8 protein-coding genes and 1 pseudogene are annotated in these 17,125 nt (G+C 45.8%); 7 read left to right on the top strand and 2 right to left on the bottom strand.

Going from position 1 to position 17,125, the window contains the following annotated elements; all coding sequences use genetic code 11:
* Nucleotides 1-438 precede the first annotated feature (438 nt).
* The 3 genes from pdhA to NL643_RS20925 are packed head-to-tail and all read left to right on the top strand — an operon-like array spanning nucleotide 439 to nucleotide 3,654.
* Nucleotides 439-1,533 (top strand): pyruvate dehydrogenase (acetyl-transferring) E1 component subunit alpha, encoded by a 1,095-nt coding sequence (gene pdhA / locus NL643_RS20935; protein WP_167427578.1) that lies wholly within the window; start codon nucleotides 439-441, stop codon nucleotides 1,531-1,533.
* On the top strand, nucleotides 1,526-2,509 hold the full coding sequence (locus NL643_RS20930; protein WP_005395620.1) for an alpha-ketoacid dehydrogenase subunit beta: 984 nt from the start codon (nucleotides 1,526-1,528) through the stop codon (nucleotides 2,507-2,509). The genes pdhA and NL643_RS20930 overlap by 8 nt, the downstream gene beginning before the upstream one ends.
* Nucleotides 2,506-3,654 (top strand): dihydrolipoamide acetyltransferase family protein, encoded by a 1,149-nt coding sequence (locus NL643_RS20925; protein ID WP_047009272.1) that lies wholly within the window; start codon nucleotides 2,506-2,508, stop codon nucleotides 3,652-3,654. Before NL643_RS20930 ends, NL643_RS20925 begins: the two co-directional genes overlap by 4 nt.
* Before the next feature lie 66 nt (nucleotides 3,655-3,720).
* Here NL643_RS20925 and NL643_RS20920 read toward each other — a convergent pair whose 3' ends face one another.
* Nucleotides 3,721-4,686, bottom strand: a complete 966-nt coding sequence (locus NL643_RS20920; protein WP_253645100.1) for an electron transfer flavoprotein subunit alpha/FixB family protein — start codon at nucleotides 4,684-4,686, stop codon at nucleotides 3,721-3,723.
* A 138-nt stretch (nucleotides 4,687-4,824) separates the two neighbouring features.
* Between NL643_RS20920 and NL643_RS20915 the strand changes: the two genes are divergently transcribed.
* A complete protein-coding gene (locus NL643_RS20915; RefSeq protein WP_253645099.1) occupies nucleotides 4,825-6,486 on the top strand; it encodes an electron transfer flavoprotein-ubiquinone oxidoreductase in 1,662 nt (553 codons plus the stop codon).
* A 161-nt stretch (nucleotides 6,487-6,647) separates the two neighbouring features.
* Here the strand turns inward: NL643_RS20915 and NL643_RS20900 are convergent, their stop codons facing one another.
* Nucleotides 6,648-13,961: a VCBS domain-containing protein gene (locus tag NL643_RS20900; RefSeq protein WP_301339143.1), complete on the bottom strand. Its 7,314-nt coding sequence runs from the start codon at nucleotides 13,959-13,961 to the stop codon at nucleotides 6,648-6,650.
* Between the two features lie 368 nt (nucleotides 13,962-14,329).
* Here NL643_RS20900 and NL643_RS20895 point away from each other — a divergent pair, with 368 nt between their 5' ends.
* From NL643_RS20895 to NL643_RS20885, 3 genes and pseudogenes are all read left to right on the top strand, one after another.
* Nucleotides 14,330-15,643, top strand: a complete 1,314-nt coding sequence (locus NL643_RS20895) for a TolC family outer membrane protein (protein ID WP_048625183.1) — start codon at nucleotides 14,330-14,332, stop codon at nucleotides 15,641-15,643.
* Nucleotides 15,644-15,648: 5 nt separating this feature from the next.
* Nucleotides 15,649-16,266: an OmpA family protein gene (locus NL643_RS20890; RefSeq protein WP_182033546.1), complete on the top strand. Its 618-nt coding sequence runs from the start codon at nucleotides 15,649-15,651 to the stop codon at nucleotides 16,264-16,266.
* A 329-nt stretch (nucleotides 16,267-16,595) separates the two neighbouring features.
* A pseudogene (locus NL643_RS20885) lies at nucleotides 16,596-16,874 on the top strand (SgrR family transcriptional regulator); the annotation flags it as partial.
* Between the last annotated feature and the right edge of the window lie 251 nt (nucleotides 16,875-17,125).

Raw genomic sequence — 17,125 nt, 5'->3', positions numbered from 1 at the left:
TCAAATTTTACAGCCAAATTTTGTTGCAAATATGTTTCATTAACCAGTAATTAAATTCGAGTTTAAAAATACCACCAACAAAATAACAGCACATTACTCTGCCAAATCAGGGTGTAAGCAAAACTTTACTACTGGTCAAAAGTCAAAATGAAGCACAATTTAACAATTTGTTTACACTTATTGTATCTGGCTATACCACGATTTAGTTAGAGGGTTAGATGCAGAAAAAATGTTTCTCTGTGTCTTGCGATGAAATAGCCGCAGCGGTGTTATCGAAAAATAGTTTAAAGGACGTACAGATGCCTACAGCTATAGAAAACACAAGCAACCTTAGGTATGGCCTTTGCGCTGATATCAGAGTTTGAGTACCCATACAAACTCTGGTTTGATATGAACAGCTGCAGTCCAAAAGACACGCAGCGTCAAAAGGAGCTTGAGATGAACGTTCAGGCATTACCCATGCATCGGTTTATCGACCATCATGGGGACCTAGTCGGCCAACTACCCAACTGGGCTGACACTGAAACTTTGGTCGGGTTTTACCGAGACATGGTATTAACTCGTACTTACGACAACAAAGCCGTTGCGTTGCAACGCACCGGAAAGTTAGGGACCTACCCTTCGCACCTAGGTGCTGAAGCCATCGGCATTGCGGTCGGCAGAGCGCTGAAAGCCGATGATGTATTTGTCCCTTACTATCGCGATATGCCTGCAATGTGGTGTCGTGGTATTGGCATGGAGAAGAATCTTCAATACTGGGGCGGTGATGAGCGCGGTAGTGATTTTGCTCCTGAGGGCAGCCCAGTTCCTAGCCGAGATCTTCCATTCTGCGTCCCCATTGCGACGCAATGTACGCACGCTGTCGGGGTGGCTTCCGCATTGAAAATTCAAGGTAACCATGAAGCTGCGCTAGTCATGTGTGGCGATGGCGGTACATCCAAAGGGGATTTTCTAGAGTCAATAAACTGTGCGGGTGCTTGGAATATTCCACTTGTTTTCGTTGTGAATAACAACCAGTGGGCAATTTCAGTGCCGCGTAGCCTTCAATGTGCTGCCGATTTCTTATCAGAAAAAGCGCAAGGCGCTGGTATACCGGGCATTACGGTAGATGGTAACGATGTCGTCGCCGTTTATGATGCAACCAAGACCGCACTTGAGAGAGCGAGAAAAGGGAAAGGCGCAACACTCATCGAAGCGGTCAGTTACCGATTAAGTGACCACACTACTGCCGATGATGCGACTCGTTATCGTAAAGAGGACGATGTTCAAACCGCATGGCAATACGAACCTATAGCACGTCTTAAAACGTATCTCCTTAATCAAGGAGCTTGGAGCGATGAACAAGAGCAACAATGGCTAGAATACTGCAAGGAACAAGTGGAACTGGCAGTTGAGCGCTACCTCAGCTTACCGTCACAAGCACCTGAAACTGGGTTCGATTATTTGTATGAATCGCTTCCCCAAGAGCTTCACGCTCAAAGAGATGAACTCATCAACAAAGCAATGCGAATGCAGGGAGGCAAACATGGCTGAGCTAACGTTAGTTGAAGCAGTAAACCTCGCTCTGCACCACGAAATGCAACAAGACCAAAATGTTGTCGTGTTAGGTGAGGACGTAGGTGATAATGGTGGCGTATTCCGTGCCACCGTAGGGCTCAAACAAGAGTTTGGTCTCAAACGAGTGATCGATACGCCACTCGCTGAAGCGTTAATCGGCGGTGTTGCGGTCGGTATGGCAACGCAAGGATTACGACCTGTCGCCGAATTTCAATTTCAAGGTTTTGTTTTTCCGGCAATGGAGCACTTAATGTGCCACGCGGCACGCATGCGTAACCGAACTCGTGGTCGCCTCACTTGCCCTGCGGTTTTTCGTGCGCCATTTGGTGGCGGTATTCACGCTCCAGAGCACCACTCAGAAAGTGTAGAGGCGCTATTTGCGCACACTGCTGGCTTTAAAGTAGTGATTCCTTCTTCACCTCAGCGCGCATACGGCCTGCTTCTCGCCGCGATTCGAAGCAATGATCCTGTTATGTTCTTCGAACCGAAACGCATTTATCGAACCGTAAAGTCTGAAGTCGTTGATAATGGCGAAGCACTTCCACTCGACACCTGCTTCACCTTACGTAAGGGGCGAGATATCACGCTTGTTACTTGGGGCGCATGCGTCGTAGAGTCACTTCAAGCCGCACAGACCTTATCTAGTCAAGGAATTGAAGTCGAGGTGATTGATTTGGCGAGCATTAAGCCAATTGATACCGCAACGATTTTCAGCTCACTAGAAAAAACCGGACGTTTACTCGTTGTTCATGAAGCGAGTAAAACTTGTGGTGTGGGCTCTGAGCTTTTAGCTCGAACAGCCGAACACGCCATGTGCTTACTAAAAGCCCCACCTAAACGAGTAACTGGAATGGATACCATTATGCCTTATTACCGTAACGAAGATTATTTCATGGTTCAGGAAGAAGACATTGTGACCGCAGCGCGCGAACTCGTGGAGGATTGGAAATGAAGACGTTTAACTTACCCGATCTCGGCGAAGGCCTCGCTGAATCAGAAATTGTAAAATGGCACGTTAATGTCGGTGACATGGTTAAGTTGGATCAAGTGATCTTAACTGTCGAGACAGCAAAAGCGACGGTCGACGTTCCCGCCCCCTACTCGGGCCGTGTAGTCAGCCGCCATGGGGAAGAAGGTGATATCGTCAATATTGGCGCATTGCTACTCGAAATTGACGAAACTGGCGCAGAGCGCGGGGCAACGGTAGAGAAAAAAGAGACCGCTGACGCCGCAACCGTTGTCGGCAATGTTTCTCATCAAGCGCATCACGTTAACGTCGATGACTTCTGGATTGGAGGCAATCACAACACGACTGAGAGTAATCTAGTTACTGCTCTACCGTCGGCTCGTCTATTGGCACAAAAACTTGGGGTAGATCTTAATCTCGTGTCAGGCAGTGGTCCAAACGGTCTTATCGTTGATGCCGACATTTACGACGAAGCCGGAAAACAGCGTCCGGGCACAGAAGTATTGAAAGGTGCTCGACGCACCATGGTGTCCTCGATGACTGAGTCACACGAGCACGTTGCTGCCGTGACCATTACAGAAGAAGCGTTGTTGGAAGACTGGCTGCCGAACGAAGACATCAGTATCCGTCTAGTTCAAGCGATTGTTCATGCGTGTCAGGAAGAGCCCGCTTTAAATGCTTGGTTTGATGCAGAAACCATGACGCGTTGCGTGCACAATACAGTTAACCTTGGTATTGCTGTAGATAGCCGTCATGGCTTGTACGTACCCGTATTGCGCCACGCAGATGAATACGAGCCACAAGATGTTCGTCGTTGGCTCGATCAAACTGTTGAAGGGATCAGAGAGAGAAAAATCGGTCGAGAGCAATTGCAGCACGCGACGATTACGCTTTCCAACTTCGGAGCGATTGCCGGCATTTACGCGACACCTGTCGTCACACCTCCGCAAGTCGCTATTGTTGGTGCTGGTCGAATACTCGACCGAGTGGTGATAAGAAATGGTCAAGCAATTTCGGTGAAAGCAATGCCGCTATCCGTAACGTTTGATCATCGCGCTTGTACTGGTGGTGAAGCAGCAAGGTTTACTAAAGTGCTTGCAGAACACCTGCAACGCCCGAGCGAAAAGTAACTGGTAAAAACCAAATGATAAAGGCTTCCAGTTCGGAAGCCTTTTGTTTGAGAGAACAGATTATATCTACAGCTTCGCTAGCAACTCCGGCATCACCTCAAATAAATCGCCGACCAACCCATAGTCAGCGATGTCAAAAATAGGCGCATCGGGATCGCTGTTAATTGCGACAATCACCTTTGAGTCTTTCATTCCCGCTAAATGTTGAATAGCACCAGAAATTCCTACAGCAATGTATAATTCAGGTGCAACAATTTTACCGGTTTGCCCGACTTGATGGTCATTAGACACATAACCCGCATCGACCGCTGCTCGGGACGCTCCTACCGCTCCACCTAGCTTGTCAGCCAATTGTTCGACTAAAGCAAACTTCTCTTTACTCCCGAATGCACGACCACCCGATACCACCACTCTAGCCGCTGGCAATTCTGGTCGCTCACTTTCTGGCGTTTGCTGCGAAATAAACTCACTCAGTTTGTTGATAATCACTGTATCGACTTGAGTAACCTTAGGGACAACTGGCGTGTCTAACAGCTCTACGGCATCAAAAGCCGTACTTCGTATGGTCATAACTTTATAGAGGTCGTTCGACGTGACTCTCGCCAATGCATTCCCGGCATATATTGGACGAATCACCGTATCGATAGACTCGATGGTCATCACATCCGAAAGTTGCCCTACATCGAGCAACGCCGCCACGCGAGGCATTACATTCTTACCAAACGTACTGGCAGGAGCAAGAATGTGCGAGTAATCTCTGGCTACTCGTGAAATCAAAGGCGCAATGTTTTCCGCTAACCCATGCTCGTATTCCTTTGCGTCAACCCAGATAATTTCTGCAACGCCCTTAACACACTTCAACTCATCCAAAACCGATTGGCACTGATAACCAATAAGCAATACAGAAACAGGAAGCGATTTATCACCATCCTTGATATCAAATGCCGCTTTAATTGCACACAGCGTCCCTACAGCCAACGACTGGTTGTCATGTTCCGCAATGACAAGTGTTGCTAATGGTCGGTCGTCCATGGTCATGCCTCGTATAACACGTCAGATCCATTACTTGAGCTTAGTTCACTTCACGTTAACGTCAACTGAGCTATAGTTTTCTGTATAGAAACCAAAAACCTGTCACGCAGATGACGATAATAGAAAGGAAGCAGATAGATGGAACGAGAATGCATGGAGTTTGATGTCGTGATCGTGGGAGCCGGACCTGCGGGCTTAAGTGCCGCTTGTCGCCTAGCTCAACTCAACCAAGATAGTGAAGGTGACGCACTTTCAATTTGCGTTGTAGAAAAAGGCTCAGAAGTGGGCGCACATATTTTATCTGGCGCTGTTTTTGAAACCAATGCCTTGGATGAACTTTTCCCCGATTGGAAAGAAATGGATGCCCCGCTATCAGCCTCAGTTCAGCAAGACCATTTCCTTTATCTTACTACTGAGCAAAACCATATTCGCGTCCCTCATTTCCTTACGCCACGTCCAATGATAAATGGCGAAAATAATTATGTAATTAGCCTTGCCAACCTTTGCCGTTGGCTCGCTAACCAAGCAGAAAGTCTTGGGGTGGAAGTTTTTCCTGGCTTTGCCGCTGCAAACATCAATTATGATCAGAGTGGCGCCGTGACAGGCATTAATACGAGCGATATGGGACTAGATAAGAACGGCCAAGCCAAACCTAACTTTGAGCCAGGTATCGAGCTAAAGGCAAAATACACCCTTTTTGCTGAAGGTTGTCGCGGACATCTGGGTAAAGAACTTATTCAAAGGTTCGACCTAGACGCAGGCAAGCAACCTCAGCACTACGCGCTTGGCTTAAAAGAGATATGGGAATTACCCTCTGACAGCAAGGATGTATCTGGCAGTGTTATCCACTCCGCTGGCTGGCCTTTGAGCGAGACAAATACCACTGGCGGCGGTTTTCTATATCATATGGAAAACAACCAAATCGCGGTCGGTTTGATCGTAGATTTAAACTACAGCAACCCTTACTTAAGCCCGTTTGACGAGTTTCAACGCTTTAAGCATCATCCAGCTATCAAGCAACACCTAAAAGGTGCCCAACGTATCGCATATGGTGCAAGAGCCATTGCAAAAGGTGGACTTTCTTCTCTGCCGAAACAGCAATTCCCCGGCGGTTTATTGATTGGTTGTGATGCAGGGACTTTGAATGTCGCTAAAATTAAAGGCAGCCACACAGCCATGAAATCCGGAATCATTGCAGCAGAAGCTGTATATACCGCCCGACAAACTGGAGCTTCTGAGCCAGACTACCTGTCATTGTTTGAATCATCATGGTTGTATGACGAGCTCACCGAAACACGTAACTTTGGTGCGAACATCCACAAGTTTGGCAGCATACTGGGCGGTGCACTTTCGACATTTGAGCATAACCTATGGCAACCACTGGTTAAGAAGCCGTTACCTTGGACTGTCAAGGACTATTCGTACGATCACGAACAGTTAAAACCTAAACAAGAGTGCCAACCAATTACATACCCAAAACCAGATGGTGAAATCAGTTTTGATAAGCCTTCGTCGGTATTTTTGTCGGGAACACAGCACGAAGAGAACCAACCTTGCCACCTTGTTCTGACTTATCCTCACATTCCAATTGATGTGAATTTGGGTATGTATGACGAACCGAGTCAGCGCTATTGCCCCGCTGGGGTTTACGAAGTGGTGGAAGTGGACAATAAGTTGAAGTTTCAGATAAATGCCGCCAACTGCGTGCATTGCAAAACCTGTGATATCAAAGACCCTTCACAAAACATCACATGGAAAGCGCCAGAAGGCGGTGGCGGACCAAGCTATCAAAACATGTAACCAAAGAACCACTTAAAGTGCAGAAGCAGTGCATTTACTACTGCTAATTTGTAAAGTGGTTAAGCAAAAAGTCGGTAGCTAACAGCGGCAGATAAAGAAAAACAGCACCTGATGATTCAATCAGGTGCTGTTTACTAAAATAACTTTATCTTCAGGTAATATTAATCCACGCTAAAAACTTGGTGATGGAACAGCTGATCAACGATTTCATGAGATGTCGCTGACGACCCTAGCTCCAACCCTGATAAATCAAAGTTCTCTAATGCCACTGACATTGTGTTGCTGCCTTCTCCAGTAATCGTCAAGTTCAGAGTATCTTGGGCACTATCGTAGTCTGCGCTTACGTGTTCCAACAAGTTATCCATATCCGTTGTGTCGTCACCGACAAACTCAAGAATGTCACTCAAATCCAGCTTGTCTTCATCCAGCCTAAAGTCTTTAATCACATCTCTTGATGACGTCATGTCCAGTGATTCTTGAGTAAAGGTGAAGGTGTCAATACCCTCTCCACCTGTCAAGATGTCACTGCCTAGACCTCCCGTCAGGATATCGTTTCCAAGCCCACCAACCAGAATGTCATCGCCTGCGCCACCACTCAACGTATCTTCACCTGCTTGTCCTAGCAAAATATCAATGCGTTCGCCACCAGTGATGCTATTCGCAAACTCATCTCCCACCGACGCATGGCGCTCAGTTTGCACAATATCGGTGCCAGAATCGTTCAATGTAAGTGTAAAGACGTTTTCACTTATGCCACCTTTACCATCAGACACTTTAAACAAGAAATGCAAATCCGCCTGCTGGTCTCCCTGTAGAGTAAGCTCATCGCTTTGAGTAAAGCTATAACTGCCATTGGATGACACTTCCAAAGTGCCGAACGCTGTCTGGATATGAAGCTGACCATCTACGTCACTGGATGAAGAAACTAACGGCTGATTTACGGTTACACCGTGCAGATCTGCGCCCAGCAGAGTGAAATCGCCTTCTGCCAAAGAAACGGTCATGCTATCACCATCAGCGTCCTGGCTTCCCGCCAGTAACTCACCGGCAATTGGATCGGGAGAGAACTGGTTTAGGTACTGCCCCAAGTCTTCACCTGAGTCGATAAACACCACTTTGTCGCTAAGCTCATCTAGAGCCTCTGCTGCTTTGACATTATCAGAGAGAGCAATACCAATCCCATATACCTTGGCGTCATGAGTCTGTTTGTAATCTTCCCAGCGCTCGGCTAGATCAGGAGAAGTAACAGCGCCCTCGCTAGGGTTGGGTTCGCCATCTGAGATAAAGAATATGGTGTCCTTACTCTCAGACGGTTTTTCTGGACCGAAATAGTCCCAACCATCCTGCCAAGGGTAAACGGCATTACTTGCCTCACCAGGCTCCATTACAGCCTCTAAAGCTTTATCGTAATCCGTATTGGTACCGTATTCTACGTCACACCAGTTGCGCACATATTCTGACACTTCATTTTGGAAACTTAAATCGTTTGGATCACGGCCATTCATCTCTGGTGGGCGTGTCATCAACTCAACTTCACTCAAGGTCAGCCAGCTATGTGTGGATGTATCTCCGTCGAAACGTACCAGGCGGATATAGGTATTTGATTCTCCTCCATCGGCAATCATGTTTTCAACCATGGAATGTAACGCTGCTGCTGCTTTGTAAGCTCTCGATTCAGTTTTCGGTGCGGTTGCCTCACGACCCACGGTATTTTCACCGTCAAAGGTGCGGGTCATGCTGTTCGAGTGGTCGAACACTACCGTCACTTTATTGATCGGTAAGTCTTCCATCTGAGCAAAGCCCTGAACTGGAGATGAGGTTGGGGCATGGTTCTCAGTGACATTCAGGATAACCTGAGTTGTATCGGTATCCACACCATCGCTTGCAGACACTTCCAACTGATACGTTTGCTGAGTCGAGTGATCCAGTTTTACACCATCTTTCAGCCAAATCTCACCACTATTAGAGTCAACACGGAATAGATCAGCATCACCACCACTCAATTCATACTTTATGGTGTCACTGCCATCCGGATCAAACGCTTCCACCTGGCCGACTAATACCCCAACTTCTTGCTCAGCGACGTCAAAGCTTGCTGTATCTTCTGTTGGCATACCGTTGGCATCGGTGCCATGGGTTTGGTCTGTATCACCGACACTGATGAATTCTGGTGCGCGATCTCGGATATCAATGGTAACTTCACTATTTGTAGTATCACCGTCAGCATCGATAACCGTAACGTCAAGCTTCTCTTGTTGATGACCTACAACATTGCTCGCTTGATAGTCGTAGTGACCATTTTCAAAGTTAATGGTCAGCTTGCCGTGGTTGGTATCAATTTGCGCCAGAGAATGATCCGATATTTTCGTGCCATCGCTGGTAGTGACATCACCGTTTATTTTGTTGTAGTAATATATCTCGCCATCGATAGTGATGTGATCTACCCACTGAGCATCACCGCCATTGTCATCCAGAAGGTTACCTTGCAACTGGCCTGAGACCGTTTTGCTAAGCAAATCCCCAATCTGAGAATCATCTACAACGACAATAGCACTGCCTTTATCTGTCGCGATCGACTCCAGGTGTTCCAGAGACGCACCATTACCGATACCGACAGACCAGATATTTTCAACATCCTGACCGCTACTGCTGATGCCATTTTCCATCGCATTTTGCAGAATGATGCCCTCTTCTTCAGAAGTAGGCTGAACCCGACCATTCACTATGTCCTGATAACGCTGTTCACTTTCAAAATCATCTGATGTTGACCACTTAATCAAGTTTTCACGGGTTTGAATTTCTCCCACGTTCGTTTGATTTGTCCAATAGGTAAAATCGGAAGGTCGACCATCTGAGATAAAGTAAAGCTGGGTATCGGTATTACTAAGCAATGCATCATCTTCTGGATCACTAAGTATTTCATTTATTTGGTCAACGGCCTGGTTATATGGCGTCGATGCATATGGATGTATACCAGAGATAAAGGAATCAATGGCCTCGGCAGAATCTAGCCACTCAGAAATCTGGCCAGATGGTTGTCCGCTGTAAGTTGCAATTCTAAAACTTACTGGACCCAAATCTTGGTATTGCTCAAACATTGACTTAATAGAGTCTTGAGCAAGTTGCCAGCGAGTAACATATTGTCCGTCTGCATCTGTTACCCAGTCGAGCATTGATTCTGACGCATCAAGTGCAATCACAACACTATTACTTTGTGAATCAACATCATTTATTTCGTAGTGAGCTGAAGACGATGACGGTAATGAATCCGTCACATTCAGATGCAAGGTGGCACTCTCAGACTGACCTCCGGCATCCACCTCGACGCTAGCGCGGATATCCAGCATGTCCGCCCCCTGCTCCGCATGATCAAGAGGCATATGTTGATCAACTGTGAAATGACCCGTTTTGCTATCTATGTTGGCTTGAACCACTTTGATGCGGTCGGCACCTGTTCCAGTATAACCAGTTAGAGTGCTCTGATCTGCACTCACTTCAAACACAACCTCTTTACCATCACTGGTGAAACCACCTAGGTTTTGATCGGCGTTGAAGTGATATTCAGCCTCCGTTGCAGAACCGAGGTTTGCGATAAAGTTGCCTTCAGCATGTACGCCAGTATCCGTATCAACTTGAGATTCATCCAATGCTGCGTGTGCATCACTGAGCGACATAGGCTCACCCATCACACTAACGGTAACTTTTGCTTTATCAGTCAGGCCGTCGTCATCACGGATGGTGTATTCGAAGGTATAATCTTTCACTTCACCCGTTTTCAGGGTTTGTTGATCAGCTGGCAGTGACTCTAGGTACTTGGCCGCATCAAAGACCAATTTACCATCTTGCAGACTGAGGAAACTTTCTGATGGATAGTCGATAATAGTCAGAGCGTCACCATCCGGGTCGCTGTCATTCGCCAGAACATCCAGCTCTAACGTGCCTGAGCCGTTGGTCTGGTAAGCTTCATCAAAGGTCGTCAGGTCCGCTGATACCTGAGTAATAAAGTACTCTGAGCCTTTAGGATCAATGACACCGTCTTTATAGCTGGTAGTAGACATTTCAATACTATCGAAGAAACGCCCATCTGCATTGATGTTGACTACTTGATTACCACCACGGGTACCTTCAAACACACCTGTCGCAACCAAGTCACCTTTGTAGTAAGCCTTCCAAACACCGCGCTCAATACCAGGCTCCCAGCTACCGTTCGAAGTGTCTGTCCATAGGTTTTTCACTTCAACTTCAGCATGATCGGCAACCTGACCATTAGCGAAGGAGAAGCGCATTGCTTCACTTTGTCCAGTTGCATCATCATATCGAATCTGACCATCTTGAACCCAGTCTGAGCCGCTGTCTAGCGCAGAACTAACGCCATATTTGTGGTCGCCGTCACCAACATAATCAGCTTTCGATGCATCAGAAACCTTGTTTCCAGATCGCGTATCAATCACATAATAATCAACTGTGATATCAGTGCTATCATCCCAGTTGCTCTGGTCAAGTGTCTTGGTTGTTTTTTCAATGCCCTTATCATCTTCAGCAATAGGGGCTTCATTAATATCGCGAACCAACACTTCGACCTGAGCGGTGTCTTTACCGCCAAACTGGTCACGAGCTTCCACTTCTAGCTGGTAGTTATCGATAGATTCATGGTCCAGATTTGCACCATTTTTGACACTGATCTCACCGGTAAGACTGTTGATTTCAAACAGTTCGCTATGACCGTTTAAGTGATACGTTATCTGACTGTCCTGATCGACATCGAATGCATTTACTTTTCCAATTACACCCGATTGACTGTTTTCATCAACGCTAAACTGGTAACTATCGATGTCGGTTTTACCTTGGGCATCCAGACCAAAGTTGTCATTACTCCCACTAACAAATTCAGGAACATCATTAGTGCCCGTAATATCAATCACGATGTTTTGTTGGGTGCCATCGGTCGCCGTGAGAGTGATGGTGTCTTGTACTTTTTCACCCTCGTCCAACTGTTGAACCTGGCTTTGGTCCAGCGTATACGTCCACTGCCCGTCCACCAATACTAGCTCGCCGTAAGTACCCGTAACGGTGGTGTTTGCAAAAATCGGATCGTCGCCATTATCAACATCATAGATAGTAATGGTACCTGCTGCGGTCACAACATCACCGAGGTTGCCTTCGGTCACCTTGCCCGTGAACGTGCCCGTCACGACTGGCGTGTCTTCGGTGCCCGTAATATCAATCACGATGCTTTGTTGGGTGCCATCGGTTGCTGTCAGGGTGATGGTGTCTTGCACCTGCTCATCCTCGTCCAACTGTTGAACCTGGCTTTGGTCCAGCGTATACGTCCACTTCCCATCCACCAATACCAGCTCACCATAGGTGCCCGTAACGGTGGTGTTTGCAAAAATCGGATCGTCGCCATTATCAACATCAGAGATAGTAATGGTGCCGGTTGCGGTCGCAACATCACCGAGATTACCTTCAGTCACCTTGCCGGTGAACGCACCGTCAACAATAGGCGCGTCTTCGGTGCCCGTAATATCAATCACGATGTTTTGTTGGGTACCATCGGTTGCAGTGAGAGTGATGGTGTCTTGCACCTGCTCACCCTCATCTAACTCTTGAACCAGACTTTGGTTCAACGTATACGTCCACTTTCCATCCAACAATACCAGTTCACCGTAAGTGCCCGTCGCTGTAGTGTTGCTAAACACTGGCTCATCGCCATTATCAACATCAGTAATAGCAATGGTGCCTGTTGCGGTCACCACATCACCGAGATTGCCTTCGCTCACCTTGCCAGTAAACGTACCGTCAACAATAGGCGCGTCTTCGGTGCCCGTAATATCAATCACGATTTTTTGTTGGGTGCCATCGGTCGCCGTCAGGGTGATGGTGTCTTGCACCTGGTCACCCTCGTCCAGCTGTTGAACCTGGCTTTGATCCAGCGTATACGTCCACTTCCCATCCACCAATGCTAGCTCACCATAGGTGCCCGTAACGGTAGTGTTGCTGAACACTGGCTCATCACCATTATCAACATCAGAGATAGCAAGGGTGCCTGTTGCGGTCGCGACATCACCGAGATTGCCTTCGATCACCTTGCCGGTGAACGTACCCGTCACGACTGGCGTGTCTTCGGTGCCCGTAATATCAATCACGATCTTTTGTTGGGTGCCATCGGTCGCTGTGAGAGTAATGGTGTCTTGCACCTGTTCACCCTCGTCCAGCTGCTGAACCTGGCTTTGATCCAGCGTATACGTCCACTTTCCATCCACCAATACCAGCTCACCGTAAGTACCCGTAACGGTAGTGTTTGCAAAAATCGGATCGTCGCCGTTATCAACATCAGAGATGGTGATGGTGCCTGTTGCGGTCGCGACATCACCGAGATTACCTTCGGTCACCGACCCCGTAAACGTGCCCGTCACGACTGGCGTGTCTTCGGTGCCCGTAATATCAATCACAATGTTTTGTTGGGTGCCATCGGTCGCCGTGAGAATGATGATGTCTTGCACCTGATCACCCTCGTCCAGCTGTTGAACCTGGCTTTGGTCCAGCGTATACGTCCACTGACCATCCACCAATACCAACTCACCGTAGGTGCCCGTAACGTTGGTGTTTGCAAAAATCGGATCGTCACCATTATCGACATCAGTAATAGCAATGGTGCCTGTTGCGGTCGCAACATCACCGAGATTGCCTTCAGTCACCTTGCCCGTGAACGTGCCCGTCACGACTGGCGCATCTTCAGTGCCCGTAATAGAGATCACAACTTCATGCTCAGTGCCATCTACAGATAAAACGGTAATACTTCTGATGATTGGGTCACTGTCATGATCCAAAGCCTGCACTTCTTCGTGCTCATTATTCAGCTGATAATTCCAGTTACCGAAAGCATCAATTGAGAAGACGCCCCAATAACTATCTTGAACCTCACTCTGTGATTGGAATAACGCTTCACCTGTATTTGGATCAGTAACACTGAGGTTGCCAGAAGTTCCAAGAGTCACGTCTTCTTGAACGGCACCTCTATCTTCACCATCAATCAACGCTTCAGTTTCACCAAGCTCTGAGGTTGTGAATCGAGAAATATTAAATAGCGTTGTACTTTGCTCTGTCGTCACGCCGGCGGTTTCAAAAAAAGTACTTGCTAGTACTTCTGCCCCCGTTCGTTCAACAGTACCAGAGGCCGTCAAACTTGAACCCGTAATTTCACCAGCTTCAGTAGCATATTCATCACCTAGTTGACTCGGGTCTTGTCCTTTTTCGATGGCCTCTAATATTTTCGCAAGCTTGTCGGTAGAATCAGTTTGAGCTTCACCTTCTGTGTCAGCAATATATACATGCTGAGGTTGGATCTTCCCCTCTACTAATTCAACGACCACTTCTCCCGGTAACAAGTTTTCTTTAGACGCAAAAGCTTTAATTTGACCATCTAGGCCGATTACAACATAGGTTTGTGCGGTTAATTTTGATGGTCCAACCAAGAGCTTATACCTCATTTAGTAAATACAAAAATCTCAAAGTCCATAAAACTAAGAAAGTAATAAGACTTATTTTCAAGAAGCGATATACACAATTGGGCGTAAGCTAGCATCAATTAACCCACCTAAAACACGCAATTATCCTATCAATAATTTTCATGTTTTAAATTTGTTTTATTTTGCACCGTAAAAACATATGTTATGCGACCTATTTTTAATATTCTTTAAACTTGTCATTAAATTTTCATTGAAATAGCAGCTTACATTCCAAAAAAGCAAGCAAAGGGAAACGTTTGCCTTGGGTAACATTAGTAATCTTTAATATTTATTTTTGAAAAATAACTGGCGTTAAATTATTTGGGGAGATTTTAGTGAAGCTAAGTAATATTAGTATCGCGTGTTTTGGTTTGCTAATACCACTGGTTTCTAGCGCACAAACTTTAGAACAAGCAATAGCGACAACATTTGCAACGAACCCTGATATCAAAAGTGCGTTTAACGAGTATATGAGTAGTCGTTATATTATCGATAAATCACGTGGAGCATATAAACCTAGTCTCGATATTGACGCGGGTATCGGTTACGAGAGCATTCACCCTTCCGACTCTACTGGTAAGAGTGATACCGAGATGACCCGCAAAGATATGGCAATTACTCTTACCCAGTTGATCTGGGATGGTTCAAAAACCCTATATGACATTGATCGTACCTCTGCAGATGCAGAGTCTGTGCGCTATCAGTTACTTGCAGATGCCCAAAATGTTGCGTTAGAAGTCATCAAAGCTTATTTGGATGTAGTAAAAACACAAAAGCTGACTGCGCTTTCCACTAGCAACCTAAACACACATAAGCGAATTTATACTGATATTAAAAAGCGTACAGAGTCAGGAATTGGCTCAGTTGCTGACCTTAACCAGGTTAAAGCTCGTTTAGCAAAAGCTCAAAGTAATGTTTTAGCTGCACAAAATAACCATAAAGACGCTCAAACAGCATTCTTTCGCTTAGTTGGTGAGGCACCAACTAACCTTATTTTTCCGCACGCAGACCAAAACTTTATCCCCAATTCTCTAGACGAGGCCCAATCGCAGGCTTTTGACAATCATCCTGTCATAAAAATAGCACTCGCAGATGTCGATTCTGCCAGGTTCCAATATAAACAAGCGGATGCAAACTATTTCCCAGTCATCTCATTTGAAGCGAAACAAAGCTGGAACGATGATGTAGGAGGAGTAAATGGTCTCAACTCTGAAACACAAGCAATGCTTCGTGTCCGATACAACCTTTACAACGGTGGCCGAGACTCTGCAAACAGTGACAGTATGGCCTATCAACTCAATAAAGCGAAAGACCTCAGAGAGCGAGCATACCGAAGTGTGGAGCAAGAGCTCCGCCTTTCTTGGAGCGCTCTTGAGCTGACTAAACAACAAAAGTCTTTTTTAATACAACACGTTGATTCCATGTCAAACACCGTTATTGCATACCAAAAACAATATCGTATTGGAAAGCGCACCCTACTTGATCTGCTGAACACTGAAAACGAGTTGTTTGAATCACGCAAAAACTACTTAGAAACACAATTTGCGCAGCAATACGCACAATATCGAACCCTGACTTCAACCGGGCAGCTTTTAGACGCATTGCGCGTCGACATACCGGAAGAGTGGACTCAATCGGTGGAGTACTAAATACAATGAAAAAGAATCTTCTAATCACTCTGGCTTTAGTCATAATGAGTCATCATAGTGCATACGCAAAAGATGAGCTGGCGTACATTCCTATACCAAAGGCGAATCAGATTGCTGACCTAAACGACTTGGACCAAGATGGTGTGATAAACGCTCGTGATCTTTGCGCAGGTACTCCAATAGGGGCAGAAGTGGACAATGATGGTTGTGAAACCTATTTGCATAAAGAAGAGCAATACCAACTTAAGATTTTGTTTGATAATGACTCTGCTCTTATTAACCAAATTTTTAAAAACAAGATAGATGAGTTGGCTGCATTTCTTAAAAAATATCCAACCACTTCTATAGAGATACAAGGATACGCAAGTAAGGTAGGACGTGCAGAATACAATTTAAACCTATCTCGCCATCGTGCAGAGAATGTACGCAATCTATTGATAGAAAAAGGAATCCCGGGTGACCGCCTAGCAATTATTGCTTTTGGCGACACACAGTTAGCAGAGCCGGGTATGGATCGTGTCAGCCACGCATTAAACCGCCGCGTTACTGCCACTGTTGTCGGCCAGCAAGGAATGGTTAAAGATGAGTGGACGATATTCACTACCTTCCCAGAAGTAAAATAAACTTATACCCCTGCTTATTTGCATAGATGAGTGGGGGTATTTTCATGTCATTACGCCTAACTAATTAGACACAACTAATAAAACAAACACTAACATTAATCATAACTCACTAATATTATGGCAAAAATTAAAAAGTGAGCCTTTACTCTATATTAGTAGTAATATATTAGAGTCAAAATGAAAACCACCAATACTTTTAAATGGGAAGAAGATAAGCCAATCAATAACACTGAGAGGTTTAAGCAATCACCTTTCTTCACCACAATATGAAATCAATTTATTATATAGCTTTAATAAATCAATCATCTATTGAGGAAACATAATAAAACATGACAGAAACATGTCTTCGTAGATTGAGCCAGTTATTAAAACATTACAAACACTCTCAAACGTATCAGGTAAACCTCGACGATTTAGAACTGGTTTTTTCAACTTCTAGACGCAACATATCTAATATACTGAGAATACTTGACAGCTACAATTGGATCCATTGGGAGCCAGGTCGTGGTCGTGGGAAAGCCAGCACACTAAAAGTGACGGTAACAATACATCAAGCCCTCTACTTTACGATTCGTAATGAAATCAACAATGGTAGCTTTGACGTCATCTCGAGGTTACTTGAGCATTACCGTAGCACCGCTGTAAGCGCACTTAGCCAAGCACTCGCAGAAGTTTCAGAAGAAAACAAAGATTCAAATACACTCATCGTCAGCCAGTATCCTTGGGTAGATGAGCTAACCAGGGAAAGATTACGAAACCCCTTGCCCTGCAAGGACTTGCGAAAGGTAGCTGTTGCTACGGTTCGCTTTTTTCTGCTTTCTTTTGATCCCAGCTTTGAAGCTGGTTTCTTCCGTCAGCA

It is taken from the genome of Vibrio sp. Y42_MX_L11 (assembly GCF_024181785.1).
Classification (GTDB): Bacteria; Pseudomonadota; Gammaproteobacteria; order Enterobacterales; family Vibrionaceae; genus Vibrio; species Vibrio diabolicus.
The sequence above is the reverse complement of the archived record's forward strand: the minus strand, read 5'-3'. Positions and strand labels throughout refer to the sequence as shown.

What these genes read in the sequence shown, in the direction of transcription:
- pdhA (WP_167427578.1), top strand. Translation starts at nt 439, where the DNA reads ATGAACGTTCAGGCATTACCCATGCATCGGTTTATCGACCATCATGGG.
- NL643_RS20930 (WP_005395620.1), top strand. Translation starts at nt 1,526, where the DNA reads ATGGCTGAGCTAACGTTAGTTGAAGCAGTAAACCTCGCTCTGCACCAC.
- NL643_RS20925 (WP_047009272.1), top strand. Translation starts at nt 2,506, where the DNA reads ATGAAGACGTTTAACTTACCCGATCTCGGCGAAGGCCTCGCTGAATCA.
- NL643_RS20920 (WP_253645100.1), bottom strand. Translation starts at nt 4,686, where the DNA reads ATGGACGACCGACCATTAGCAACACTTGTCATTGCGGAACATGACAAC.
- NL643_RS20915 (WP_253645099.1), top strand. Translation starts at nt 4,825, where the DNA reads ATGGAACGAGAATGCATGGAGTTTGATGTCGTGATCGTGGGAGCCGGA.
- NL643_RS20890 (WP_182033546.1), top strand. Translation starts at nt 15,649, where the DNA reads ATGAAAAAGAATCTTCTAATCACTCTGGCTTTAGTCATAATGAGTCAT.